Origin of the sequence: Streptomyces sp. MMG1533, assembly GCF_001279775.1 — a bacterium.
Lineage (GTDB): Bacteria > Actinomycetota > Actinomycetes > Streptomycetales > Streptomycetaceae > Streptomyces.
This window is the reverse complement of sequence record NZ_LGDG01000253.1, coordinates 24850-49951: the sequence shown is the minus strand read 5'-3', so window position 1 is coordinate 49951 and position 25102 is coordinate 24850. Positions and strand designations below refer to the sequence as shown.

Here is a 25102-nt window from a genome sequence, read left to right as displayed (position 1 = left end):
CAGCCCACGAGTGTCGTGTGTCAATAGATACACGGGCGTCAATAATTTGTTGCGCATTGGTTAGGCCGTTTCCACGGTGGAAGCACGGGTTTTCCCGGCTGGATGACCCATCTTCACGACGGCCGTCCGTGTGACATAGTCGGTTCCGTGAAGCCTCGATCGATCGTCTTCGACCTCTTCGGCGACTACGTCCGCTACCGCGGCGGCGCCGCCCGGCTGCGCACCCTCAGCACCCTGATGGACTGCTTCGGTGTCGGCGAGAGCACGGTGCGGGTGGTCCTCGCACGCCTGCGCAAGGAGGGCTGGTTCGACGTGCGGCGCGAGGGCAGGGAGACGCTCTACGCGCTCAACAAGCGCAGCCTCCAGCTCCTCGACGAGGGCCGCTCACGCATCTTCGACCGGACCCCGTCCGCCTGGGACCGGCACTGGTACATGGTCATCTACTCGGTCCCCGAGACCGAGCGCGGCATCCGCGACCGCATCCGCAAGGACCTGGCCTGGCTGGGCTTCGGCCCCCTGGCCCCGTCCACCTACGTCTCCCCGCACGACCGGCTCCAGCAGGTCCGCGAGAAGTTCGCGGACGAGCCCGCCGTACGCCTGGACACCCTGCGCTGCCAGTCCGGCGGGCTGCCCGTCGACCGCGAGATGGCGGCGCGCAGCTGGGACCTGGCCGCTCTCAACGATGACTACCGGGAGCTGCTGCGCACCTACCGCAGCCGCATGCCGTCCTACCGGGCCGGAGCGCTGAGCCCCGAGGAGTCGCTGGTCGAACGCATGCGGCTGACGTACGACTACCGCAAGTTCCCCTTCCGTGACCCGGACCTGCCGACCGAACTCCTCCCGGCGGGCTGGGTGGGCCACGAGGCGCACGAGATGTTCCTGGAGGCCCACGAGATCCTCGGCCCTTCGGCCGAGTCCTACTACGACGAGGTGGCCGGCTCCCGCGCCACCCCGCAGTCATAGCGGCGGGGCACTACGGCAGGTGCCCCAGTTCGTGCGACGCCGCGCTCACCGTGTTGTGCAGCTCGCGGGTCACCTCGGCGAGGTGCTCCGGGGTGGCGAGGCTCTCGGGCAGTACGACGGAGACGGCGAGCGGCAGCGGATCATTCGCCGCGAAGACGGGCGCGGCGACCGAGATGATGCCCGGGATGACGCCGCTGTGCGTCACGACATGCCCCTGCTCCCGGACCTGCGCCCGGGTCGCCGCCAGGCGCTCGGCCGGCCAGTCGGCCTCCTTGCCGCGCAGCTCCCCGCCCAGCACCTCGTCGGTGAGGCTCTCGGGCAGGTGGGCCAGGAAGACCTGGCCCACGGATGACGTGAGCAGGGGAAGCGTGGCACCGACGCGCACCGTCAGGGGCAGCGGGCGGGTGCCGTACGCCCAGCTCACCACGATCGGGCCGCGGTCCCCCCAGACCGCGAGGTTCACGGAGTGGCCCGTGCGGTCCCGCAGCTGCATCGCGTGGCCGCTCGCCACCGCCACCTCGTTGGTGCGGCGCAGCGACTCGGCGCCCAGGCGGCGCATCGCGGCCCCGAAGTCGTAGAGGCCCGAGGCGGGATCCTGCGATGTCAGGCCGATGCGGCCGAGGCTGACGAGGTAGCGGTGCACCTTGCTGGGCTGCATCCCGCTCGCCTGCGCGATCGCCGACAGGCTCAGCGCTCCGCCGCCGGTCTCCAGCGCCAGCAGGACCCGCATCGCCATCTCGACGGACTGGATGCCCTGACGCTCCCCGTTCTCCCTGGGGTCAGTCGTGGTCACAGCGCAGCCTTCTCCCCTGCCGGTACATGAACGCGTTCAGCCTATCGAGGGGGCCGACCCGGCCTCCGTCGCAAACAGATCTTACATTCACTATTGCGGAACGCGTTACGTTCTGGTGAACTGCGACAGCGGTGGCGCTCCCCGACTGCCCCCGCCGCACCGCCGGCCCGCTTCGCAGCCGCCGGGAGCCGCCTGTCCGACGGCGCACACACCCGCGCATCTCACCCGCACCGGCCACTCACACCGAGCCGGGCACCGCACCCCGACTGCATCCGAGACCTCGATCGCATACGAGATCCCGAGGTCCACCGAGGAGAACTCCGCAATGAAGCTGATCGCCCTCGAAGAACACTTCGTCACCCCCGACCTGGTGGGCCACGGCGCGTCGACCGCGTCCATCGCCCAGCCGAGCGCCTGGGCCGAGGCCTCCCGGCGGCTCCTCGACCTCACCGAGGAACGCCTCGACGGCATGGACGCCGCCGGCCTGGACATGCAGGTGCTCTCGCTGAACTCCCCCGGCATCCAGGCGGAGAAGGACCCGGAGGCCGCCGTACGCCAGGCGGCCACGGTCAACGATTTCCTCGCCGGCGTCATCGCCGAGCACCCCGACCGCTTCTCCGGCTTCGGCGCACTGCCCCTGCAGGACCCCAAGGCCGCCGCCGACGAGCTGGAGCGCGCGGTCACCCAGCTCGGCCTGCGCGGCGCCCTGGTCAACGCGCACACCCACGGGATGTACCTGGACGACCCGGCCCTGCGCGTCGTCTGGGAGCGCGCCGAACACCTCGACGTACCGCTCTATCTGCACCCGGCCAACGGCGTCGACACCTCGCACGTCCTCTCGGGCCACCCCGAACTCGTCGGACCGATGTGGAGCTGGGGAGTCGACACCGCCACCCACGTGCTGCGTCTGATCTTCGGCGGCGTCTTCGACGACTTCCCGAACGCCAAGCTGCTCCTCGGCCACATGGGAGAGGGCCTGCCGTACGTGATGTGGCGCATGGACTCCCGCTGGGACTTCCACGCACACCACGGCATCGAGCTCAAGCGCGGGCGCCCCTCGGAGTACATCCGCAACAACCTCTACATCACGACCAGCGGCGTCTGCTCCCCCGCCCCGCTGCTCACCGCCCTGCTGTCGATGGGCGCCGACCACATCCTCTTCGGCACCGACTACCCCTTCGAGGACATCGAGACGGCCACGACGTTCCTGCGGAACGCGCCGATCAGCGACGCCGACCGGCTCAAGATCGGCCACCGGAACGCCGAGAAGCTCCTCGGCCTCACCACTGCGACCGCGTACGCCGGTGTCTGAGCAGAAGGGAACGCACATGTACGACGTCGCCGTCATCGGGTACGGGCCCGTGGGCATGGTCACCGCGGCGCTGCTCGGCCGGGCAGGCCACGACGTGGTCGTGCTGGAGCGCTACCCCACCCTCTACAACCTGCCGCGCGCCGCCATCTTCGACGACGAGACGATGCGGACGTTCGACCGCCTCGGCATCTCCGGCGGCCTGCTGCCCACCCTGCACGTCCAGCGGAACTACGAGTGGCGCAACGGCGCGGGCGAGCTGCTCATCGAGCACGACTTCGCCGCCGTCGGCGGCCAGGGCTGGGCGGAGTGGTACATGATGTACCAGCCGTACCTGGAGGATGCCCTCGACGGTGTGGTCCGCGGTCTCGAGAACGTCGAGATCCGGATGGACGCCCAGGTCACCGGAGTGCGGAGCACTTCCCACGGCGTGGACGTCCAGGTCGAAGGAGACGACGCGGCCGTCTCGGCCCGGTACGTCGTGGCCTGCGACGGCGGCAACAGCTTCACCCGCGGCGCGCTCGGCATCGGACAGGACGACTACGGGTTCTCCGAGCCGTGGATGGTCTGCGACTTCCACCTGACCGGTGCCGCGGACATCCCCAAGGCGCGTCAGGTCTGTGACCCCGGCCAGCCCATCTCGATCATCTCGCTGGGCCCCCGGCACCACCGGTTCAGCTTCATGCTCGACTCGGCGGACTCCTTCCCCGTCGAGCGGGAGCCCGACCGGGTGTGGGCGCGGGTCGCCGCCTACGTCGACCGGGAGCAGGCCGAGCTCATCCGTGTCGCCACGTACACGTTCCGCTCGCTCGTCGCGGACCGCTGGCGCAGCGGCCGCATCCTGCTCGCCGGGGACGCGGCCCACCAGATGCCGCCCTTCCTCGGGCAGGGCATGTGCTCCGGCATCCGCGACGCCCAGAACCTCGCGTTCAAGCTCGACGCCGTGCTGCGAGATGCCGACGACGCGCTCCTCGACACGTACCAGAGCGAACGCGAGCCGCATGTGCGGGCCATCATCGCCAAGGGCATCGAGCTCGGCCGCGTACAGACCATGCGCGACCCGGTGGCCGCCGCCGAGCGCGACGCCCGCCTGATCGCCCAGCGCGAGGCGAACGGGCACCCGGACAAGATGCGTTTCCCGGGCCTCGGCCCCGGGCTGCGCGACGAGTCCCCGCAGGCAGGGCACCTGATGCCGCAGGGCCGGGTCGAGTCGCACGGCTCCGAGGGACTCTTCGACGAGGTGCTCGGCCGTGGATTCGTCCTCCTCGTCGACGGCCGCGACGGCGCCGCGCTCGACGCCTCGGCCACCGAAATGGCCGCCGGGCTCGGTGTGGCCGTTCACCACCTCACGAACCGCCGCCTCACCACGGAGGGGATCACCGATGTCGGCGGCGTCTACGGACGCTGGTTCGACGAAACCGGCCGCGCCGCCGTTCTGTGGCGGCCCGACTTCTACATCCTCGGCACCTCGGGCGTCCTGTCCGACGTCCCGTCACTTCTGGACACACTTGCCATCGCAGTCGAGCCGGTACAGGCTCCTGCCATCGTCGGAGAAAGGATCCGGCCATGACCGCACCTTCCGCGATACGCCTGCACGTCCGCAGAGCACCCGCGACCACGTTCATGCTGATCGCCGCCTGGGTCGTCGCGTCCCTGGAGGGCTACGACCTCGCCGTGTACGGCGTCACCGTCCCCGCCATGCTCGGCGACCCCTCGCTCGGGATCGACAAGGCCGAGGCCGGCACCATCGGCTCGCTCGTCGGCATCGGGATGCTGATCGGCGCGGCCTTCGCGGGCGCCTTCGTCCACCGCACCGGTCCGCGCCGGCTTCTGCTCGCCGGCACCGTGGTGTTCTCGCTGGGCATGGCGGTCTGCACGGTCGCCGGCGGTGTCGCGTCCTTCGGCGCCGGACGCCTGGTGGTCGGCCTCGGTCTGGGCGTCGTGCTGCCGACGATCAACGCCTTCGTCGCAGACCTCAGCGAGCCGGCCCGCCGCAGCCGCAACGTCACCCTGATCATGAGCGGCTACGCGGCCGGCGCCCTGCTCTCCCCGTTGCTCGGCACCGCGCTGCTCCCCGACGTCTCGTACCGCTGGCTGTACGTCATCGGCGTGCTCCCGGTGTTCCTGGCCATACCGCTGGTGCTCAGGCTCCCGGAGAGCCCGTTCCACCTCAGCCGCACGGGCCGGACGGCCGAGGCAAGGGCGGTGGAGGAGCGGCTCGGCCTCGCTCCGTCGGACGCCTCCCCGACGGCGGACCCGGGTCGCTGGCTCGGCCTCAATTCGCTGCTGACCGGCGGGCTCGCGGTGTCGACCGTCCTGTTCTGGGCGATGTCCTTCTGCGGTCTCCTGCTCGTCTTCGGCATCAGCGCCTGGCTGCCCAGCATCATGCAGGCCGCGGGCTTCTCCCTGGGCTCGGCGCTGCTGCAGACGGCGGCGATGTGGCTGGGCGTCGGATTCGGCGCCATCGTCGGCGGCCGTGTCGCTGACGCGCTGGGCCCCAAGCGCGTGGTGGTCGTCGCGTTCCTGGTCGGCACCCTGAGCCTGGTCGCGATGAGCACCCGCCCGCCCACTCCCGTCATGTTCGTGCTCATGTTCATCAGCGGGTTCGGGTTCATCGGCTCGCAGATCCTGGGCAACGCGTTCATCGTGACGCGCTACCCGGACGCCCTGCGGGGCAACGGCCTCGCCTGGGCCCTGTCGGTGGGACGGTTCGGCGCGATCGCGGGTCCGTCGCTGGGCGCGTTCGTCCTCGGCTCGGGCGCCGGCGTCGAGTGGGCCTTCTACGCCTTCGCCGTACCGGCGCTCATCGGGGCGTTCGCGGCGGGCGCCGTACCCCGGGTGCGAGCGGTGACGGCATGACGCGTGTCGTCTACGAGTCCTGGGGCCAGCGGGTCGTCTTCGGCTCCGGTACCGCCCGGCAGGACGTGGCGGCCGAGGTCACCGGACTCTGCGCGAGCCGGGTCCTGGTGATCGCGGCCGAGGGGGAACGGGCCCTGGCCGAGGACATCTGCAAGGACGTCCCGGTCGTGGCGACCTTCGCCGGTGTCAAGCCGCATGTTCCGGCGGACGTGGCACAGGCCGTGCGGGCGGCCGCCCGCGAACACGCGGCCGACCTGCTGCTGAGCGTCGGCGGGGGATCGACGACGGGCACCGCCAAGGCGGCCGCGCTCACCACCGGGCTGCCGGTCCTCGCCGTCCCCACGACGTACGCCGGCTCCGAGGCGACCCCCGTCTGGGGCCTCACCGAGGAAGGCCACAAGCGCACCGGCGTCGACCCGAAGGTGCTCCCCCGCGTCGTCGTCTACGACGCCACGCTGATGCTGTCGCTGCCGACGAGACTGTCGGTGACGTCGGGTCTCAACGCTCTGGCCCACTGCGTCGACGCGTGGTGGGCACCGCGGCACAACCCGATCAGCTCCGCGCTGGCCGTCGAGGGCGTCCGGTCGCTGGCGTCCTCGCTGCCGCGCATCGTCGCCGACGGCCAGGACGTGGCGGCCCGCCGTGAGATCCTCTTCGGCACGTACCTCGGGGCCGTCGCCTTCGCCGGGGCCGGTTCCGGACTGCACCACAAGGTGTGCCACGTCCTCGGGGGCGCGTACGACCTCGAACACGCCGCCCTGCACTCGGTGGTCCTGCCGCACGTGGTCGGCCTCAACCTGCCCTCCGCACCCGACGCGGCCCGCCACCTCGCAGCAGCACTCGACGAACGCACCGACCCCTTCGGCGCGCTGCTCGCCCTCTACGCGAGGCTCGAACCCCCTTGCTCGCTGCGCGAGTTGGGACTCGCCGAGGAGGAACTCGACCGGGCCACCGACCTGGTCATGGCTCAGGTGCCGGACTCCAACCCGCGCCGGGTGACCCACGACGAGATGCGCGAGCTGCTGGGGCGCGCATGGCGCGGCGACACCCCGCTGCCGGTCCCTGAGACCGTCCTTCGCACGGAGGAGCGTCCCCGATGACTGAACCGACCGAACAGGAACAGGAACTGACCGACGAGGTCGTCGCGAGCTTCGACACCGCGAAGGACGAACGGTTCCGAGAGGTCATGCAGGCCCTCGTACGGCACGCCCACGCGTTCGTGCGCGAGACCCGGCTCACCGAGGAGGAATGGGGCACGGCCATCGAGTTCCTCACCGCGGCCGGTCACATCACGACCGACACCCGCCAGGAGTTCGTCCTGCTCTCGGACGTCCTCGGCATCTCCATGCTGACCGTCGCGGTCAACGAACCGGACCCCGGCGAGTCGACGGAGTCCACGGTCCTCGGCCCCTTCTTCGTCCAGGACTCTCCTGAGATCGAGCTCGGCGGGGACATCGCGGGCGGCGCGAGCGGAGAGCCGTCGTGGGTCAGCGGCCGGGTCACGGACACCGACGGCACCCCGGTCGCCGGGGCCCGCGTCGAGGTGTGGGAGGCCGACGAGGACGGCATGTACGACGTCCAGTACGACGACGGCACCCTCGCCGGGCGTGCGCACCTGTTCACCGACGCCGAGGGCCGCTTCCGCTTCTGGGGACTCACCCCCACGCCGTACCCGATACCGGACGACGGTCCCGTCGGCCGGCTCCTGGGCCACGCCGGCCGTTCTCCGATGCGCGCCCCACACCTGCACTTCATGGTGACGGCACCAGGTTTCCGGCGTCTGATCACCCACATCTTCGTCGCAGGCGACCCCTGCCTGGACGCCGACTCCGTCTTCGGCGTGAAGGAGTCCCTGATCCGCCCCTTCGACCGTCACGAGGCCGGAACGCCGACGCCGGACAGCCGCCGGCTGGAGGGCCCGTGGACCGCCGCGACCTTCGACATCGTCCTCGGGAAGGAGTAGGACCTGCCTCGGCCGCGTCCGGCATCCCCTGGCAACGGGGCTAGGGAGCGGGGAAAAGGGTTGGGTGGGCTGATGATCGATGACCCACCCGGCAAACTCGCCCGTCCCCTGAACTCGACCGCGAACAGCCCGAAACCCCGCTCCTGCCACCCCCTACGCAACCTCGCCGGCTGGAGACGTCTTGCCGACGTGAAAAGGCCGACGCGGATGGGGTGATACGTGGAACGTTGCGATCCCTCACCGCCTTGACCGATCGCACGAGGTCGCGAATGTCACACGTATTCAGAGATGTGCTCGGATAAGGTCGTGGCGGGCCGTGACTGGCGTGTCGAGATGGGCGTAACCATCGGGGAGCGGCCTCGTCGCATCGACGTGTGCCGCGCGCCTGGGCTTCTTGGGAGCAACCTGGGAGGCACCCTGTGGTTCGGCACCTCAACTCCTCACTCGCAGACACCGATCGGCCTTTGCTGGTCGGGATCGTCAATGTCACCGCGGACTCGTTCTCGGACGGCGGCAGGTTTCTGGACGCCGAGGACGCGCTGGCACACGCCCGGCAACTGCGGTCGGCTGGGGCCGACATCATTGAACTGGGCCCCGCGGCAAGCCACCCGGGAGCGCAGCAGGTGACCGCTGCGGAGGAGATACGGCGGCTGACCGGTGTCGTTGATCGGCTCGTGGCCGACGGCGTGCCGGTGTCGGTCGACTCGTATCTGCCGGAGACTCAGCGTTTCGCCGCTGCCCAGGGGGCCGCATACGTCAACGACATCCAGGGTTTTTCCGACCCCGCCCAGTACGAGGAGTTGGCCCTCTCCGCCTGTCGGCTCGTCGTCATGCACTCCGTGCAGCGCGCTGGACCGGCCACCAAGGTGACGACTGATCCCGCTGTGGTGTGGAAGGGCATCGAGGAGTTCTTCGACGAGCGCCTGGCCGTGCTGGAAGCGGCCGGCGTCGGCCGGGAGCGGCTGGTCATCGATCCGGGGTTGGGCTACTTCCTGGGGGCGGGTCCGGAACCGTCACTCAGGGCCCTGGCGTGCCTCGGGCAACTGAAGGTCAGGTTCCAGGTGCCGGTCCTGGTGTCGCCCTCCCGCAAGTCGTTCCTTCGGGCACTCACCAAGACCGACCTTGCGGGGATCGGTCCGGCAAGCCTCGCGGCGGAGTTGTACGCCGCTCTGAACGGCGCGGACTACATCCGCACTCATGATGTCGCCGCCATCCGCGATGCGCTCACCGTCTTCAAAGCCCTCGAAGCAGCGAAGGCAGGTGTGTGATGGAGCAGCGGGAAGCGATCGTCGCGGTGGTGCGAAGGGGCGAGCGGGTGCTGGTCATCCAGCGGGGTCCGATGGCCCGGCTGCCGGGTTACTGGGCCCCGCTCAGCGGCAAGCTGGAACCCGGTGAGACGCAGGAGGAGTCGTTGCTGCGGGAAGTTCGCGAGGAAGTGGGTCTGCGGGTCTCACCCGTAGCCAAGGTGTGGGAGTCGCAGACCGAGGACGGCATGTTCCGTCTGCACTGGTGGCTTGCCGAGGCGGAAGAAGGCGAGGTCGTCATGCAGGAGGGGGAGGTGAGCGACGTACGGTGGGTCACCGCACAGGAGTTCTCCCGGCTTCATCCTGTCTTCGCGGCCGACCGGGTGTTCTTCGACGGCGTGCTTCCGGCACGCTTGAGGGACTGCGATCGACTGCCGTGACAGGCAGCCCCTGCCCTCGGAGACCGGGGGCCGTCGATGTCAGGCCGCCCGTCTCCGAGTGCTTGGCCTTTCTGGGCGACGGATGAGTCTGCGGGTCATGAGAGTGATTGCGGCCCAGGTCGTCAGAGTTTCGGATTCTCCGCACCAACATGTGCAGTTTGCTGTGCCGGCCGACGTCAGAGCCGGAACGCCGTGGTCACCTGCTCAGCGAGATCGTCTTCCGTCATCGTGGTGTCGACCCGGATGGCGCGCAGTTGGAGACGCTCGGTTTCCACCTTGAGGCGTCTTGTGAACATGTGGTCGCGTTCGGCGATGTTGCGGCCGGCCTTTGCCGGATCGCTGGTCTTGCGTACGAACCTCTCCGCCGGTACCGACCGGCTCCGGATGGCGGCCTGGCGGAAATCGGGTGTGGGAAGAAGCCAGACGGCGCGCTCAGGAGCAGCAAGGAGAGGCTTCACGAGGCGCGGCAGCAGCCGGAACCCCTCAACGATGACGCACGGCTCCTGCGGCAGGCGAAGGAGGTCTTCCACGATCAGGCCGAAGCCCTCACCTCGAAACCAATGGAAGGTCTCCAGCATGACTTCCGGAGACCGGTTCAGCCAACGCTCGTCCATGTTCATGGCGATGAACTCATGCAGAAGGGGGGCCCGTTCGGGGGTTGTCCGCCCAGCGTGATCCCGCATCACATCGTCGGTCGCGTAGAGGCGCCACCCGTAGCGGTCGGCGAGTCGGCGGGCGATGGTCGACTTGCCTGCACCACTCCCGCCACCCATCCAGTAAACGTGCCGCAGCCGTGCCGGAAGCTCTGCGGCGTCGGCCGCCTCTTCGTACTGTCCGGAATGCATCCCTCTCCGATCCCATGGAACGACCAAGGCGAACCTCATTGTGGTTCGTCGGTTCGCTGATCGATCCGGGCGAGCTCGGCCTCGGCGCAAGTGGACACTCCGCCACCCGTTTCTCGACCGAGCCCGCGCCTGCGGAGTGATCCGCCTCACACCCTGTCACAGCGATCGGTCACGCGGTGTCTTGAGAGCGAACCCCCTTGAAGCGGAGGAGACATCATGACGGAGCACACCGATGTGGTCGTGATCGGCGGCGGATACGCCGGCGTCATGGCGGCCAATCGCCTGACACAGCACGCCGATGTGACAGTGACGCTGATCAACCCGCGCCGGACCTTCGTCGAGCGGGTCCGCCTGCACCAACTGGTGGGCGGGTCCGACGACGCGGTCGTCGACTACCGAGAGGTCCTGGGTGAGCGCGTCCGACTGGTGGTCGACACCGTGGCACGGATCGACGCGGCCGGGCGCCGCGTGACGTTGGCGTCGGGCGGCACGGTCGGCTACGACTATCTGATCTACGCGGTGGGCAGTGGCAGCGCCGACCCGAGTGTGCCCGGAGCGGCGGAGTTCGCCTACCCGATTGCCACCTTCGAGGAGGCGGGGCGGCTACGGCCGGTCCTCGACGCCGCGCCCGCAACGGCCCCGGTGACGGTTGTCGGAGCCGGCCCGGCCGGCATCGAGACCGCCGCCGAGCTGGCGGAGGCGGGCCGTACCGTGACCCTGGTCTGCGGAGGGGTGCTCGGCCCGTACCTGCACCCTCGGGGCCGCCGCTCGGTCGCCAAGCGGCTGGCCAAGCTCGGTGTGAGCGTGCTCGACGGTCCCGACACGAAGGTGACGGCTGTGACCCGCGATGCCGTGCAGCTCAGTGACGGTCGCAGGCTGCCGGGCAAGGTGACCATCTGGACCACCGGATTCGGCGTGCCGGACCTGGCCGTGCGCAGCGGGCTGAGCACCGACGCCCTGGGCCGCCTGCTCACGGACGAGACGTTGACCAGCGTGGACGACGTGCGCATCGTCGCGGCCGGCGACTCGGCGGCACCGTCGGACCTGCCGCTGCGGATGAGCTGCCAGGCCGCGATGCCTCTGGGCGCGCGGGCCGCCGACACGGTGCTCAGCCGGATCGCGGGCGAGCAGCCCTCGGCTCTCAACCAGGTGTTCGCCGGCCAGTGCATCAGCCTGGGCCGACGCGCCGGCATCTTCCAGTTCGCCCACAGGCACGACGTCGCGCTGTGGTTCCACATCGCCGGTCGCTCTGGCGCGATGGTCAAGGAGTTCGTGTGCAGTGGCATCGTCAAGCATCTGGCCGGCGAGGCCCAAGAGCCCGGTTCGTACCGCTTGCACCGCGTCTCGGGAGGTGCCAAGCGCCGGCAGCTGCTGCAGGTCAAGCGCGGCGAGGCGCCGGCCACCGCTGAACGGGCGGCCTAGCCGGGCACTCGTGGTCGATCCGGTCGACCCCAGGCATCCGCAGCGCATGTCGTGCGGCGACGCCCCTATCGCGGGGCGCCGCTGGACGCGCGTTCGTCAGCGGCTCCTTGGGCAACGGATCGTCGTCAACGTGGCGTGTCACAGCCGTACGCCGGGTGGTGCCCCTCGACCGCTGTCCCACTCTCGACCGCCGCGAGCGGTCGGGGCACATCGAACCGCCGCGAACAGGTGGGTCACATCCAACGGCTGCCAACGACAAGGACCGTGCAGTGGATGCACGATTGAAGGCCGTCGGCATCCAGGGCCGGCCGCGAAGGAGAGGGCTCGAGGCATGAGCGACCACGCCACTGACCCGGCGACCGAGACTTTCGTCGCCCACCGCAACCTGCTCTTCACCGTCGCATACGAGATGCTCGGATCGGCGGCCGACGCCGAAGACGTCCTCCAGGAGACCTGGCTGCGATGGGCCAAGGTCGACTTGGGGCAGGTGAGTGACGAGCGCGCCTACCTGGTCCGGATCACGACCCGGCAGTCGCTCAACCGGCTGCGCACCATGAAGCGCCGCAGGGAGGCGTACGTCGGCCAGTGGCTGCCCGAGCCGATGCTCACCGCGCCGGACGTGGCCGAGGATGTCGAGCTCGCCGAGAGTGTGTCGATGGCGATGATGCTCGTCCTCGAGAGACTCTCACCGACCGAGCGGGCGGTGTTCGTGCTGCGCGAGGTTTTCGATGTCAGCTACGACGAGATCGCCGAGGCCGTCGACAAGAGCCCCGCGGCCGTCCGCCAGATCGCGCACCGCGCCCGCCGGCACGTCGACGCCCGCCGCCCTCGCAAGATGGTCTCCCCGAGCGAGACACGGGCGGCTGTGGAGTCGTTCCGGCGCGCGCTCGAAACCGGCAACCCGCAGGACCTCCTCGACGTGCTCGCCCCGGAGGTCGTCCTGGTGAGCGACGGCGGCGGAGTCAAGCGGGCTGCGCTGCGGCCGATCATCGGCGCCGAGAAGGTGGTCCGCTTCTACCTCGGCGGCGTGGGTAAGACCGGAGGCACGATCACCTGTGACCCCACCGTGGTCAACGGCACCGCGGCTCTCGTCGTACGCCTGGACGGCGAGCTCGACGGCATCATGGCGATCCGCGTCGAGGACGCCCGCATCACCGGCCTCTACTACGTCCGCAACCCGCAGAAGCTGACCCACGTCGAATCCGAGACCCCGCTCACCCTGCGATGAATACCGGTGGCGCAACAGTTGCGGCCGACCGGGCACCGCATCTGACGTCACCCCCGAAGAGCCCCGGCGGGGGGCTCTGCAGCCCTTGCGTCCGGCGTAGGGACTTCCGGCTGCAGGACACGCTCTGCGCGCCCCGCAGGATCCTGCCGGCCCACCGTGGTGTCCTACCGCGGTGTCAACACACAGAACTCGTTGCCGTCGGGATCGGCCATCTCCAGCCGGCCGGCCTCGCCCTGGCCGGTTTCGATTCGAGTCGCCCCGAGGGAGAGCAGACGGTCGGCCTCTGTCTGCCGATCACCGTCGACAGGCGGAGCCAGGTCGAAATGCAGCCGGTTCCTGCCTGCCTTCGGCATCAGCGGTGGACCACCCCACGTGATCTTCGGGCCGCCGTGCGGCGAGCGGATCGCGGTCTCCTGGTCCTGATCCCAGACCAAGGGCCACCCCAGCGTTTCGCTCCAGAAGTACCCGACTTCCTGCGAACCGTCGCAGGCCAGCGCCCCGATGAATCCGCAGTCGGCGAGGAAGTCGTTGCCCGGCTCGATGACGCAGAACTCGTTGCCTTCGGGGTCGGCGAGCACTACATGATCCTCCTCCGGGCGTTGGCCGATGTCGATGTGCCGTGCACCGAGTCCCAGCGACCTGTCCACCGTCTGCTGCTGGTCCTCAAGGGATGTACTCGTCAGATCGAAGTGCATCCTGTTCTGACCGACCTTCCGCTCCTGGGACGGACGGAAACGGATGCGGAACCCGGTGTCGTCACGGGGCAGGAGCACGACGCCGTCGCGCGGATCGTCGACCATCTCCCAACCCAGGACCCCCGACCAGAACCGTGCGAGACGCAGCGGCTCGCTCGCATCGAAGCAGAGCGCGAACAGTTGACAAGCCATGACTCTGCGCATCTCCGATCCGCTGACCGACCGCTGCCGACAGGGCGCCTCGGCTCCCCGGGCGGAAGCCTACGGGCGAGCCTGCGTCGCCCGCACCCGAGTATTCGGCGGCAGCCAGACCAAGTCGGCCATCACCAACTTCGAGACCCGGCCGTCGTAGAGACGTCCGCGGCAGAAAGGCCGACGGCCAACGGCAGTCCGGTCACGGCCGACAGGAGGTGCGTTTGGGAACCCGCCCCACATCGCGGTTCAGGGCCGCGGTCGGTCGGGCCCTCGATCCCGGCTTTCGGCGGGCTGGATCCGCATGCCGGGGCGGCGCCGGTGAACGGTCAGGTACGACATGCCCTGCTTGCCCGCCTCAAGGCCGCGGGTGGAGCCGTGGGGCAGCCAGACGAGGCTGCCTTCGCCCAGAGGGTACGGCTCCGCAGGGGTGACCAGGGTGCCGTCGCCGGCCACGACCAGCAGGAGCACGTCCAGGTCCGGCTCGGCGTGAGTTTCGACGCGCTGCCCGGACGGGATCCGGACAATATTGGCGTCGATCTGCCGGCCGGGCTCCGACAGCCTCCACACCGCGCCCGTCGATGCCGGGCCCAGTTCCTCCAGCGCTCCGGTGTCGAACAGAATCCGAGGCACCGGCGCCCCGTCGGCCGGGTTCGAGGAGTCGCCGTCTGCCAAAGTCACCACTGCCACCATCCGATACGCCTTGCCTTGTCCATCGTCGGCATGGGCCGGCCCTGTGTCGGGAGAACGCCGGAAGCCACCGGCCCGTGACGCACTCCACACGGTCACGCCCACGCTTCAAATAGGAATCTAGCATTCGTATTTGATAACGTCCGGGTTGTGCGACTGACAAAGTTCACCGACCTGGCACTGCGCTCCGTCATGCGACTGGCAGTCTGCGCCGCCGACGAGGTGCTCACCACCCGCGAGGTGGCCGAAGCCATGGACGTGCGGCATACACACGCGGCGAAGGCGATCACGCGCCTGCAGCACCTGGGCGTGGTCGAGGCCCGGCGTGGCCGCGGCGGCGGTCTCGCCCTGACCGGCCTCGGCCGGCAAGCCTCGGTGGGCTGGCTGGTGCGTGAACTCGAGGGTGAGGGCGAGGTCGTCTCCTGCGACGACCCACCGTGCCCCCTGCGCGGGGCCTGCCGCCTGCGGCGCGCCCTGCGCGACGCCCAGGAGGCGTTCTACGCCACGCTCGACCCGCTGACCGTGGCCGACCTCGTCACCTCGCCCACCGGGCCGGTACTGATCGCATTGAGCGGCCCTCCCCCGCAGTAACCCAACCCCCTGGCACGCACCCCGGCCCTGGAGACCCATGGGGCACGGACACACGCGCCTAAAAACACGAAGATCACTTACCTATTAGGAGCCCCCATGCTTTCCGAGCAGTCCGTCCCTGTCGTCCGGGCCACCCTTCCGGCGGTCGGAGCCGCCATCGGGGACATCACCGGACTGTTCTACCGGAAGATGTTCGCGGCCCACCCCGAGCTGCTGCGGGACCTGTTCAACCGCGGCAACCAGGCCAACGGAGATCAGCAGAAAGCACTGGCCGGCTCCATCGCCGCGTTCGCGGGTCTGCTGTTGGAGAAGCCGGACGCCCGCCCCGACGCGATGCTCGCGCGGATCGCGCACAAACACGCCTCACTCGGCATCACCTCCGACCAGTACAAGATCGTCCACCGCCACCTCTTCGCCGCGATAGCCGAGGTACTCGGCGACGCGGTCACCGACGAGGTCGCCGCGGCCTGGGACGAGGTCTACTGGCTCATGGCCAACGCGCTGATCGCCGTCGAAACACGCCTCTACCAGGAGGCGGGCGCCACGGAGGGCGAGGTCTGGCAACGCATGCAGATTGCCGAGCGGCACCAGGAGACGCCCGATGTCGTCTCCTTCCTCCTGCGGCCCACCGACGGGCAGCCGACTGCCTCCTTCCGGCCGGGCCAGTACGTCAGTGTCCAGGTCGAACTGCCTGACGGCGCCCGGCAGATCCGCCAGTACAGCCTCTCCTCCGCCCCCGGCCGGCGGAATTGGCGCATCAGCGTCAAGCGCGTCCACGACATGGCGAGGCCGGACGGCGAGGTCTCGACGTGGCTCCACGACCACGCACAGCCGGGCGACGCGCTCACCGTGTCGGCGCCGTTCGGCGATCTGGTCCTGCCCGAGGGCAACGGCCCGCTCCTGCTGGCGTCCGCGGGGATCGGCAACACGCCCATGCTGGCCATGCTCGACCACCTGGCCTCCACCGGCTCCAACCGCCCTGTCATCGCCGTCCACGCCGACCGCTCCCCCGCCGACCACGCGCACCGCGCGGAGCAGCTCGACCTGGTGCGGGCACTGCCGAACGCCCGGCACCACCTGTGGTACGAGGTGCCCGGCGACCAGGCAACGGAGGCGGCGGCCGGCCAAGCCGACGTGAGCAGCCTGCAACTCCCGGCGGATCTGACCGCCTACCTGTGCGGGCCGCTGCCGTTCATGCGGGCGGTGCGCGGCGACCTGCTGCGGCACGGCGTGCCCGCCGAGAGCATCCACTACGAGGTCTTCGGCCCGGACCTCTGGCTGGGCCAGTAGAGCCGATCCCCAAGGCGGCAGGACCGGACCTGCGGACGCGGCCACCGCCCGCATGAACGGAGACCGCCTTCTCCGCAGCAACCGGAAACGATCGCACGAGAAAGCGGTGCACCTCGTATGAACGCCACTTCGGCGGCCGTGGCCGCCGCGGCCGTCTTCGTCTGGCTCGGGATGGTGCTGGCCATCTCCTTCCTGGAAGCACCGCTGAAGTTCCGGGCGCCCGGCGTGAGTGTCCGGCTCGGACTCGGCATCGGCCGCCTCGTCTTCCGCGCACTCAACCGCGCCGAGGCGGTCCTGGCCGTCGTGGTGGTCGTGGCGGTCGCCGCCGGCGGTCCCCCCATGGCGGTCCTGGTCCTGACGGTCTTCGCCGTCGCGCTGCTGGCGGTGCAGATCGCCGCGGTCCGACCCGTCCTGAACCGCCGCTCCGACCGGGTCCTGGCGGGAGAGGACGTCCCGCGCTCCCGCGCCCACCTGGCCTACGTCGCCTGCGAGTCGGTCAAGTTGGTCACGCTGGTCGCGCTGGGCACCGCCACCCTGGCCGCCTGAACGACGCCATCGCGGCCCATGAGGTGACGAGGAGGAACGGCGGTGCCGTCCCGGCGGGCGAGAACCGCTCACTCTGCCGATTCGTCCTCCGGCTCGAACGGCAGCCCCATCAGGGCGGGTTCGGCCCGTACAGCGGCCCTTTGGCTCTTCCCGAGCGACCCGCAACCAACGGGTCCAACGGGTCCAGAGGTCTCTCCCCCGGACGACCGGCACCGTCGGCCTACGCGGTGGAGACGGTACCCATCCGCAGATTCCAGCGCGCGTCCCGGCCGGTGAGCTGGAAGGCGGACAGCGGCGGAACGTCGATACGCCAGAACGACCGCTGCGGCGCTCCCAGCGCATGCACCACCGCAGCGCGCGCCACGGCCTGCTCGACCACGGCCACCGCCCGTCCGGTATCCGCCGGCAGCGCGACCAGCCAGCCCGCGATCCGGTGGCATACGTCCGCCACGGACTCGCCGCCGTGCGGGGCCGCTTCCGGATCCGACATCCAGGCAGCCGGCCCGGCACCGCCGTCGGCCGCCACCTCTCCGAGTGTCCGGCCCCGCCAGCCGCCCATGTCCATGTCCCGCAGCGCCGGTTCCACGACGACGGCGTCCCGTCCCAGGGCCTGCGCCGTCTGCCGGCACCGCTGTGACGGCGCCGTGTACCACGCTGCGGCCGCCGCAGGCAGGGCTCCGGCGACGGCCCGCGCCTCCCGCAGCGCCCGCTCGTCCAGGGGCGTGTCCGCGCCGAAGCGCGCATCGCGTTCCACCGTGGCGGCGGCACACAGCAGCGTGAGTCGTACGGTCATGAAGGCCCTTCCCCCGAGGTCGGTTCATCGTAGTGGGGTACGCCATGTTGGCCGAAGTTCGTATTACCCCTACCATCTGGGACGACAAGGACGACGGCGCCACGGAAGCCGGTGCAAGCCCGGCACGGTCGCGCCACTGTGTGCCACCCCTCCAGCCAGGCGAGGGTGGTGAGTCAGACCCAACGCTGTCGTCGAGTGCTCCACACGATGCGGGACGCGATGTTCCCGAGGAGGTCTCGCCATGGCGCAGTCCACTGCCGCCCCCACCCCCACCACCCAGACCCTCACGCCGCTGCCGCTGCGGACGATCGCCCCCTGGGCCGTCTTCTTCGGTGTCCTGATGCTGGTCCTGCTGTACTTCGTCGGCGCCGAACAGGGCGCCACCGCACTCGTCTCCGGTGAGGGCGTGCACGAGTGGGTGCACGACGCCCGCCACCTTCTCGGCTTCCCCTGCCACTGACGGGCTCCTCATCCATGAACTCCGTCACCGTACGCACCCTGCTGGTGCGCGGCATGCTCGCCGGCGTCGCCGCCGGCGTGCTCGCCTTCGTCTTCGCCTACCTGGTCGGGGAAGGCCCCGTCGACGCGGCCATCGCGTTCGAAGAGACCAACTCCCATGAACACGGCGGCGAGGAACTCGTCAGCCGCTCACTCCAGTCGACGGCCGGACTCGCCACCGGAGTCCTCGTCTTCGGCATCGCCATCGGCGGGGTCGCGGCACTCGCGTTCTGTTTCGCACTCGGGCGGATCGGCCGGTTCGGCGCGCGGGCGACGGCCGGCCTCACCGCGCTCGCCGGGTTCCTCCTGGCCTATCTCGTACCGATCCTCAAGTACCCGGCGAACCCGCCCGCCGTCGGCAACCCGGACACCATCGGCAAACGGACCATCCTGTTCGTCCTGATGATCGCTCTGAGTGTGCTGCTGGGCATCGCGGCCATCCTGCTGGGCCGCAGGCTCGCCCCGGCCTGGGGCAACTGGAACGCCTCCATCGCCGCCGGCGTCGCCTTCGTCGCGGCCATCGCGGTCGCGATGGTCGTCCTGCCGAACGGGGACAACACCCCCAAGGGCTTCCCGGCGACCGCCCTTTGGGAGTTCCGCCTCGCCTCGATCGGCGTCCAGGCCGTGCTGTGGGCGGCGTTCGGGCTGCTCTTCGGCTTCCTGTCCGAACGCGTCCTGGAACCACAGCCCGCACGGGGCCGGATCTCCACACTGGCCCTCTGAGCCGACAGACAAACACGGCGGGGTCTACCGGGGGCGCGCCCGGTGGACCCCGCCGTTTCTGCTTGCCTTACCTGCATACGGTGCCGGTCGGCCGGTGGCGCTCGATGGTCTTGGTCATGTCTTGGTCTTGGTCTTGAAGACGGTGACCTTGTGAACTTCGGTCACAGGAAGGTGATCTGACGGCTGTTACGGCGCGCTCGGGGCGGGGCTCGGGCCTATGCCCCGCAGTTGCTGAATCGTCCCGCCGAGCTTGGTGCGGAACTGCTCCAGCATCTCTGGCTCCTTCGCGCTGACGATCCAGCGCGAGCCGACCAGGTACTTGCCCCCGTAGCCGGCGGCGGAGTCCAGCCAGGACTGTTTGTACTCCTCCGCCGGGAAGGTGGTGATGAGGTAGTCGACCTTCTCCGTGTGGCAGAGGCCCTGGCGCAGTTCGTCCGCGTCGATACGGATCTTGGGCTTGCAGCCAGTCAGGTTGGCGATCACCTCGACCTTCGCCGGTGCCACGACACCGGCCGCGGGGGCGGCGGAGATCGTCGACGGATCGCCGGGAGCCGAAACGTCTTCCTCACCGCCGCTGCAGGCGGTGACCAAGGGCAGCAGGGCCACGCTCGCGGCGAGCGTGGCGCCGCGTATCAGGCGGGCTGCGGGCAGGGTCCGACCGGTGCGACCTCGCTGCGGCTGCTGTGGCACGTGCCTCTCCGTATCCGGTGCAAGGTGCCTGCCCGCGTTGGGCGGCCAGGCGTACGACTGACAAGGGGTACGGGTGAACGCCGATGCCCGTTCACCCCGTATGTCAATGACGTCGCCCCGCCGTAGCCCGCCGGATGAGCAGGTCTTGTGGACCACGTCGTTCGCCTGGAAGCGGATCCGCCCCGGGGCCGACGGCCACCCCCAGACGACCCCGACCGGATCGAGACCACGGCACGGTACGCGGCGGAGGTGGGACTGGAGGTCTGGTTCTCACCGTTCCCCTGCGAGCTGACGAACGCCGAGATGCTGCCGCTTTCGCCGACTGCGCCGAACGGGCGGGGCGGCCGCGATACGGCACCTGTCCCACTCAAGATCGGCCAGTAGGCTCATGTCCATGGATGCGCTCCTACCGTTCCTGATCTTGATCGGTGGCCTTGCCGCAGTTCTGGGTCTCTTCGCCTGGCTGGCATCACGAATTCGCCGCCGCGGTCTCGCAGGCGGGGCCATGAGTGCAGCCCTGGCCTCCTACGAGGAGGCGTTCCGCATCACCGCTCATGAATCTCACGTCGAGATCCGAGCTCAAGCAGAACGCAAGGCGCCGGTCCTGTCGCCTGACGATCACTGGGGGCGAAACCCCGGCGAAGCCGATCAGGCCCGAGCAGAAGCTCGTCGGCCGATGCAGCGCCCTCGCCGCTCACGACGGGCCCTTGGCCGCTGGATCGACCGTCTGAGGTCTGGTCGCTGATCCCCCGTCCGGCTCGCCGCAGTACTGGCAGAAGTTGGGGACAGGTTCCGCGTCGTCCGTCTTCGCCTTTTGTCAGGCCATGGGGCGACCTGGCGTTGACGACGCAAGGTTCGGGTGCGGGGCGTTGCGCAGAACGTGAGCAGCCTGGCGGCGTCGGCTGCGTGGGCAGTACTGGTCCCAGAAGTCGCGGTAGCCCTGGGCGCGCAGGGTTCCGGGCCGTCCTCGACGGCGAGATCGCGTTCTTCGTCGGCGCCCTCTGCTCAACCGGCGGGGAACCGTGGCCCCCACCCGCAACCTGCGGACGCTCGCGCCCTGCCGGCTACCCCGATCGAACCAGCCATTTACTGCTCGCCGACCGGGGGTTGACGGGCGAGGAACTCGGCGAACGCCTCCGACTGCTTCGGGTCCATATACCCCTGCCGCCCGCTGCGAGCCCGGTCCTCCAGCCACTCGAGCCACCCGGCACCGCGCAACTCGGCCACCACCACCCGGCCCCGGGTGAACCTGGTCCGCTTCGGCAGGCGCCACCCCCGACCGCGAGGTGGCCGAGGGCCGATCACGGGGAGGCCTCCGTGCCGGCCTTCGGCGGCCTCGATCCCACGGCACGCAGGGCCAGTTCGGCGAGGAGGACCGTGGACGCGGTCGCCAGGCACAGGAGCCATTGGGCCGCGGTCAGCGGGACCGTTCCGAAGACGGCGCGTGCCCACGGCAGGTGGACGGCGACCACCTGCACGCAGAGAACTCCGGCCAGGCACAGCCAGAGGGTCCGGTTGCGGAACTGGTGGCGGCCCAGCAGAGGGCCGTTGTCCGCGCGGGCGTTGAGCGCGTTGAACAGCTGATACAGGACGAACGTGGTGAACGCCATGGTCAGGGCCGTGTCCGTACCCACGGACGGACGGGTGAGAGCCAACAGGCCCACGGTGCCCAGCGCCATGACCGCGCCCGCCCGCACGATGGCCCAGAGCCGGCGGGCGTCCAGGATGCGTTCCCGCGGATCGCGGGGCGGGTGGCGCATCACGTCGTCGCGGGCCGGGTCGACGGCCAGCGCCATCGCGGGCGGGCCGTCCATGATGATGTTGATCCACAGCAGTTGGGCCGCGGTGAGCGGGGCGGGCAGTCCGGCCAGCGAAGCACCCAGCAGAGTCAGGATCGCGCCGATGTTGGTGGCCAGCTGGAAGCGGACGAACTTGACGATGTTGTCGTAGATGGCACGTCCCTCGCGGACGGCTCGCACGATGGTGGAGAAGTCGTCGTCGGTGAGGACCATGTCGGCCGCTTCCTTGGCGACGTCCGTGCCGGTGACACCCATGGCGACGCCGATGTGGGCGGCCCGCAGCGCGGCGGCGTCGTTGACCCCGTCACCGGTCATGGCGACGATGTGGCCGCGGCTCGACAGCGCCCGTACGATCACGGCCTTGTGCTCGGGGGCGACGCGGGCGAACACGCCGATGTCGTCGACGCGGGAGGAGAGTTGGTCCACGCTCATCCGGTCCAGCTCGGCGCCGGTCACGACGTCGCCGCCGATCCCGATCTCCCGAGCGACGGCCGCCGCGGTGTCCGCGTGGTCACCGGTGATCATCTTCACGGCGACGCCCGCCGACCGGCACAGCGCCATCGCCTCCCGTGCCTGCGGACGGGGCGGATCGGCGATCCCGGCGATCGCCACCAGGGTCAGTCCGGGCAGCGCGGCCGGAGCGAACGTGGTCGGCCGGCGCTCCATCACGGCGGTGGCCGCGCCCAGGACCCGCAGCCCTGTCCCTCCGAGTCGGGCGGTCACGGCAAGTACCTCACGCCTGTGCCGGTCGTCGAGGGGTCGTACGCCTTCCTCGGTGAGGACGTGGGTGCACAGGTCCAGCAGAACGTCCACCGCGCCCTTGACGTGGACGCGGGTACGGCCGTCGGGTTCCGTGTGGAAGGTGGCCATGTACCTCGTGGCCGCGTCGAAGGGCAGCTCGCCGACGCGGGGCTGCCGTGCCCGCAGGCTGTCGGCATCCTCGCCCGCCTTCTCCGCCAGCACCACCAGCGCCGCCTCCGTCGGGTCGCCGATGAAGTCCCCGTCGTTCAGCCGCGCGTCATTGCACAGGGCGAACGGCAGCACCGCCGCCCGCAGGTCGCCGGCGCGAGCCCGGTGTCCGGTACCGGACCTCTGGATGACGCCCGCCGTCCGGTAGCCCTCGCCCGTGACGTCGTAGAGCCTTCCGGCGGTCCACAGGGCCCGTGCGGTCATCTCGTTGAGGGTCAGCGTGCCGGTCTTGTCGCTGCACACGACGGTCGCCGAGCCGAGTGACTCCACGGACGCCAGTCGTTTCACGATGGCTCCGCGCTGCGCCATGCGGTACACGCCGAGTGCCAGGGTGAGGGCGAGAACGGCGGGCAGTCCTTCGGGGATCGCGGCGACGGCCAGGGCAACGGCCCGCAGTGCGATGTCCGACAGGGTCTCGCCTCGTAACAGCGCGGTGAGGGCGTAGGCGACGACCGCGACGCCGCTCAGCACGGCGAGACGCCGGCCGAGGCTGTCCAGCTGGACCTGGAGCGGGCTGGGCGGCTCGGCGTCGGTGCGCAACGCCTCGGCGATCGTGCCGAGTTCGGTGTGCATACCGGTGGCTGTGACGACCATCTCGGCCCGCCCCCGGGTCAGGGCGGTGTTCATGAACAGCACGCTGGTGCGCTCGGCGAGCGGCACCGGAGTGTCCCCGGCCGGGTCGACGGCCGTCACGCTCTTGGCGACGGGCTGGGACTCGCCGGTCAGGGCGGCCTCGGCGACCTCGACCGATTCCGCCACGGTCAGGCGGCCGTCGGCCGGTACCCGGTCGCCGGCCTCCAGCACCACCACGTCCCCGGGCACGAGCGTGACCGCCTCCACCACCTGTTCCCCGCCGTCGCGACGGACCCGCGCGGTGGGCACCAGCATGCGGCGCAGGGCCTCCAGGCTGCGTTCCGCGCGCCGCTCCTGCAGATAGCCGAGAACGGCGTTGATCTGCAGAACGACGGTGATCACCACGGCATCCCTGATGTCGCCGATGGCGCCCGCCACCACGGCGGCCAGCAACAGAATGCCGATCAGCCAGTTGCGGAACTGGTCCAGGAACTTCAACCACTCCGGCCGCCGGGCCGGCTCGGCCAGCCGGTTCGCTCCGTGGACCGCGGTGCGCTCGGAGACCTCCACCGTGCTCAGTCCGCGGTCCGGGTCGACGCCGAGCCGGGCGGCGACCTGTGGCGACGTCAGTCGGTCGGCGTCCGCCGGCCTCGCGGAGTGCTCCGTGCCGGGAACCGTGCGCGCCGGGCCGTCGGCAGCCTGCGTGCTCACCGTCGCTCCCTGCCGTGGACCACGGCGACGGGGCAGTGGGCGTGCCGCAGGGCCGTCTGCGCGACCGAGCCCGGCAGCAGGCCCGCGCCGCCTCCCCAGCCGTGTGCCCCCACCACGACCAGTTGCGCGTCGGCGCTCGCCTCGACCACCGCTCGGTGGGGCCGGCCCCGGACCCACCGGTGGTGCACCGTGACCTCGGGGTACTTCCGCTGGAGTTCGGACACGGTCCCGGCGAGCCCGCGCTTGCGCAGGGCCACCAGCTCCACACCGCGCGCCGCGGCTTCGGCGAAGGCGAACTCGGCCGTCTCGCGGGCCGTCTGCGCGGCCTCGTCGGCCAGCAGAACGGGGCCGGTCGGATCCGGCCTTCCCCGCACCACCAGCACCGGGCATCGGCCGTGGGCGGCCACCTGCCCGGCGACCGAGCCGTGCAGCAGGCCGTTGGACCAGCCGGGCCGGCCGCTGCCGACCACGGTGAGCGACGCGCCGCGCGACTCGGTCTCCAGCACTGCCCCGGGCTCCCCGACGAGGACCTCGTGCGTGATCACCACGTGTGGCGCGGCGCGGCGGGCCCGCCGCTCGGCCTCGGTCAACGTGCCGCTCACCGACGCGCTGGTGTCGGCCCCGCCCGGATCCCATGGCGGCACTCCGTCAGGCACGGAACCGAAGGTCCACTCGAAGGCGTGCGCCAACTGGAGGCGCACTCCGCGCCGATCCGCTTCCCGCGCCGCGACCTCCACCGCGACCAGGCTCGACGTCGAGCCGTCCACTCCCACCACGACCTGGCCGCTCATGACAGCACTCCCCTCTCCAGCCATGCCCTCAGGCTCCCCCCGCCCGCGGCACCCGGGCAGGGGCCGGACGGACCCCACGGGCGCGCCGTCCGGCCCCTCCCCGGGCGTCGTACGGCGGCCACGCCGGAGGCGGGAAAGGATGCGTACGCGCGACTGCGGCCTGACCTTCATCCGTCGCGCCGACACGAGGGTGCGCCATGACCGGGCCGACAGTCGTCGGACTCGACGGCTCTCCCGCGAGCGTGACGGCCGCGGGGTGGGCCGCCGGCGAGGCCGTGGAACGGCACGTGCCCGTGCTCCTCTTCCACTCCTGGGCCGGCCGGCCGCTCTACGTCCCCATCGCGCAGGAGGCCTTCAGCAAGCAGCGGTCCTCACGCTCGGCGGCACGCTTCGATGCGCACAGGCCCGTCCACGCGGTGCCGGCCGCCGTCTGTCGGTACCGCGCGGACCGGCTTTCACGCTGCCGCTCGTCGGGCGCCCGTGCC

26 protein-coding genes, 2 pseudogenes and 2 riboswitches are annotated in these 25102 nt (G+C 70.4%); of the genes and pseudogenes, 19 read left to right on the top strand and 9 right to left on the bottom strand.

The window, feature by feature from the left end:
* The first annotated feature begins 147 nt into the window (after positions 1-147).
* Positions 148-963 carry a PaaX family transcriptional regulator C-terminal domain-containing protein gene (locus tag ADK57_RS36770; protein ID WP_053754026.1) on the top strand — a complete coding sequence of 272 codons (816 nt, stop codon included), beginning with the start codon at positions 148-150 and terminating at the stop codon, positions 961-963.
* 10 nt (positions 964-973) lie between these two features.
* On the opposite strand, the gene ADK57_RS36765 is transcribed toward ADK57_RS36770, so the two are convergent.
* The gene (locus ADK57_RS36765; RefSeq protein ID WP_053754016.1) at positions 974-1756 is read right to left on the bottom strand and encodes an IclR family transcriptional regulator; all 783 of its coding nucleotides are present in this window, start codon (positions 1754-1756) and stop codon (positions 974-976) included.
* A gap of 325 nt (positions 1757-2081) precedes the next feature.
* Between ADK57_RS36765 and ADK57_RS36760 the strand changes: the two genes are divergently transcribed.
* From ADK57_RS36760 to ADK57_RS36730, 7 genes are all read left to right on the top strand, one after another.
* Entirely contained in the window at positions 2082-3068 is a 987-nt protein-coding gene (locus tag ADK57_RS36760) for an amidohydrolase family protein (protein ID WP_053754015.1), read from the top strand.
* 16 nt (positions 3069-3084) lie between these two features.
* The gene (locus tag ADK57_RS36755; RefSeq protein ID WP_053754014.1) at positions 3085-4635 is read left to right on the top strand and encodes a bifunctional 3-(3-hydroxy-phenyl)propionate/3-hydroxycinnamic acid hydroxylase; all 1551 of its coding nucleotides are present in this window, start codon (positions 3085-3087) and stop codon (positions 4633-4635) included.
* Positions 4632-5924 (top strand): MFS transporter, encoded by a 1293-nt coding sequence (locus tag ADK57_RS36750; protein WP_053754013.1) that lies wholly within the window; start codon positions 4632-4634, stop codon positions 5922-5924. Before ADK57_RS36755 ends, ADK57_RS36750 begins: the two co-directional genes overlap by 4 nt.
* On the top strand, positions 5921-7024 hold the full coding sequence (locus ADK57_RS36745; protein ID WP_053754012.1) for a maleylacetate reductase: 1104 nt from the start codon (positions 5921-5923) through the stop codon (positions 7022-7024). Before ADK57_RS36750 ends, ADK57_RS36745 begins: the two co-directional genes overlap by 4 nt.
* Positions 7021-7887, top strand: coding sequence for a dioxygenase (locus ADK57_RS36740; RefSeq protein ID WP_053754011.1), 867 nt, complete (start codon positions 7021-7023; stop codon positions 7885-7887). Before ADK57_RS36745 ends, ADK57_RS36740 begins: the two co-directional genes overlap by 4 nt.
* A gap of 306 nt (positions 7888-8193) precedes the next feature.
* Positions 8194-8285: riboswitch (ZMP/ZTP riboswitch) on the top strand.
* A gap of 66 nt (positions 8286-8351) precedes the next feature.
* Complete coding sequence (folP, locus tag ADK57_RS36735; protein ID WP_063786068.1) at positions 8352-9155, top strand: dihydropteroate synthase; 804 nt, start codon at positions 8352-8354, stop codon at positions 9153-9155.
* On the top strand, positions 9155-9571 hold the full coding sequence (locus tag ADK57_RS36730; RefSeq protein ID WP_053754009.1) for an NUDIX domain-containing protein: 417 nt from the start codon (positions 9155-9157) through the stop codon (positions 9569-9571). Before folP ends, ADK57_RS36730 begins: the two co-directional genes overlap by 1 nt.
* 176 nt (positions 9572-9747) lie before the next feature.
* Here the strand turns inward: ADK57_RS36730 and ADK57_RS36725 are convergent, their stop codons facing one another.
* Positions 9748-10416, bottom strand: a complete 669-nt coding sequence (locus ADK57_RS36725; protein WP_053754008.1) for a shikimate kinase — start codon at positions 10414-10416, stop codon at positions 9748-9750.
* A gap of 216 nt (positions 10417-10632) precedes the next feature.
* Here ADK57_RS36725 and ADK57_RS36720 point away from each other — a divergent pair, with 216 nt between their 5' ends.
* Together ADK57_RS36720 and ADK57_RS36715 are read left to right on the top strand one after the other, a co-directional pair.
* Positions 10633-11838 (top strand): NAD(P)/FAD-dependent oxidoreductase, encoded by a 1206-nt coding sequence (locus ADK57_RS36720; RefSeq protein WP_053754007.1) that lies wholly within the window; start codon positions 10633-10635, stop codon positions 11836-11838.
* Between the two features lie 331 nt (positions 11839-12169).
* Positions 12170-13066, top strand: coding sequence for an RNA polymerase sigma-70 factor (locus tag ADK57_RS36715; RefSeq protein WP_053754006.1), 897 nt, complete (start codon positions 12170-12172; stop codon positions 13064-13066).
* Positions 13067-13230: 164 nt separating this feature from the next.
* Here the strand turns inward: ADK57_RS36715 and ADK57_RS36710 are convergent, their stop codons facing one another.
* Positions 13231-13953: a VOC family protein gene (locus tag ADK57_RS36710; RefSeq protein WP_053754005.1), complete on the bottom strand. Its 723-nt coding sequence runs from the start codon at positions 13951-13953 to the stop codon at positions 13231-13233.
* Between ADK57_RS36710 and ADK57_RS50230 the strand changes: the two genes are divergently transcribed.
* Entirely contained in the window at positions 13952-14113 is a 162-nt protein-coding gene (locus tag ADK57_RS50230) for a hypothetical protein (RefSeq protein WP_159050212.1), read from the top strand. The two genes, ADK57_RS36710 and ADK57_RS50230, sit on opposite strands and share 2 nt — an antisense overlap.
* 89 nt (positions 14114-14202) lie before the next feature.
* On the opposite strand, the gene ADK57_RS36705 is transcribed toward ADK57_RS50230, so the two are convergent.
* Positions 14203-14646 carry a cupin domain-containing protein gene (locus ADK57_RS36705; protein ID WP_053754004.1) on the bottom strand — a complete coding sequence of 148 codons (444 nt, stop codon included), beginning with the start codon at positions 14644-14646 and terminating at the stop codon, positions 14203-14205.
* Between the two features lie 147 nt (positions 14647-14793).
* Between ADK57_RS36705 and ADK57_RS36700 the strand changes: the two genes are divergently transcribed.
* The 3 genes from ADK57_RS36700 (at position 14794) to ADK57_RS36690 (ending at position 17070) form a co-directional block, all read left to right on the top strand.
* Positions 14794-15234, top strand: a complete 441-nt coding sequence (locus ADK57_RS36700; RefSeq protein ID WP_053754003.1) for an RrF2 family transcriptional regulator — start codon at positions 14794-14796, stop codon at positions 15232-15234.
* A gap of 96 nt (positions 15235-15330) precedes the next feature.
* Positions 15331-16524: a globin domain-containing protein gene (locus ADK57_RS36695; protein ID WP_053754002.1), complete on the top strand. Its 1194-nt coding sequence runs from the start codon at positions 15331-15333 to the stop codon at positions 16522-16524.
* Between the two features lie 117 nt (positions 16525-16641).
* Entirely contained in the window at positions 16642-17070 is a 429-nt protein-coding gene (locus tag ADK57_RS36690) for a hypothetical protein (protein ID WP_053754001.1), read from the top strand.
* Positions 17071-17290: 220 nt separating this feature from the next.
* Here ADK57_RS36690 and ADK57_RS36685 read toward each other — a convergent pair whose 3' ends face one another.
* Positions 17291-17863, bottom strand: a complete 573-nt coding sequence (locus ADK57_RS36685; RefSeq protein ID WP_053754000.1) for a histidine phosphatase family protein — start codon at positions 17861-17863, stop codon at positions 17291-17293.
* Positions 17864-17966: 103 nt separating this feature from the next.
* Positions 17967-18042: riboswitch (cobalamin riboswitch) on the top strand.
* Positions 18043-18104: 62 nt separating this feature from the next.
* Here ADK57_RS36685 and ADK57_RS36680 point away from each other — a divergent pair.
* Both ADK57_RS36680 and ADK57_RS36675 read left to right on the top strand, forming a co-directional pair.
* Entirely contained in the window at positions 18105-18323 is a 219-nt protein-coding gene (locus tag ADK57_RS36680; protein WP_053753999.1) for a CbtB domain-containing protein, read from the top strand.
* A 14-nt stretch (positions 18324-18337) separates the two neighbouring features.
* The gene (locus tag ADK57_RS36675; protein WP_053753998.1) at positions 18338-19084 is read left to right on the top strand and encodes a CbtA family protein; all 747 of its coding nucleotides are present in this window, start codon (positions 18338-18340) and stop codon (positions 19082-19084) included.
* 186 nt (positions 19085-19270) lie between these two features.
* On the opposite strand, the gene ADK57_RS36670 is transcribed toward ADK57_RS36675, so the two are convergent.
* Entirely contained in the window at positions 19271-19774 is a 504-nt protein-coding gene (locus ADK57_RS36670; protein ID WP_053753997.1) for a hypothetical protein, read from the bottom strand.
* A 165-nt stretch (positions 19775-19939) separates the two neighbouring features.
* Between ADK57_RS36670 and ADK57_RS52655 the strand changes: the two are divergent.
* Positions 19940-20124 (top strand): annotated as a pseudogene (locus tag ADK57_RS52655) (hypothetical protein); the annotation flags it as partial.
* A 44-nt stretch (positions 20125-20168) separates the two neighbouring features.
* On the top strand, positions 20169-20519 hold the full coding sequence (locus ADK57_RS48305; RefSeq protein ID WP_078973547.1) for a hypothetical protein: 351 nt from the start codon (positions 20169-20171) through the stop codon (positions 20517-20519).
* A gap of 341 nt (positions 20520-20860) precedes the next feature.
* On the opposite strand, the gene ADK57_RS36660 is transcribed toward ADK57_RS48305, so the two are convergent.
* From ADK57_RS36660 to ADK57_RS36650, 3 genes are all read right to left on the bottom strand, one after another.
* Positions 20861-21007 carry a hypothetical protein gene (locus tag ADK57_RS36660; protein ID WP_234390526.1) on the bottom strand — a complete coding sequence of 49 codons (147 nt, stop codon included), beginning with the start codon at positions 21005-21007 and terminating at the stop codon, positions 20861-20863.
* A 68-nt stretch (positions 21008-21075) separates the two neighbouring features.
* Positions 21076-23826 (bottom strand): cation-translocating P-type ATPase, encoded by a 2751-nt coding sequence (locus ADK57_RS36655; RefSeq protein ID WP_078973545.1) that lies wholly within the window; start codon positions 23824-23826, stop codon positions 21076-21078.
* Positions 23823-24617: a universal stress protein gene (locus ADK57_RS36650; RefSeq protein WP_053753994.1), complete on the bottom strand. Its 795-nt coding sequence runs from the start codon at positions 24615-24617 to the stop codon at positions 23823-23825. Before ADK57_RS36650 ends, ADK57_RS36655 begins: the two co-directional genes overlap by 4 nt.
* Positions 24618-24814: 197 nt before the next feature.
* On the opposite strand from ADK57_RS36650, the pseudogene ADK57_RS52320 reads away from it, so the two are divergent.
* Positions 24815-25000 (top strand): annotated as a pseudogene (locus tag ADK57_RS52320) (universal stress protein); the annotation flags it as partial.
* Positions 25001-25102 lie beyond the last annotated feature (102 nt).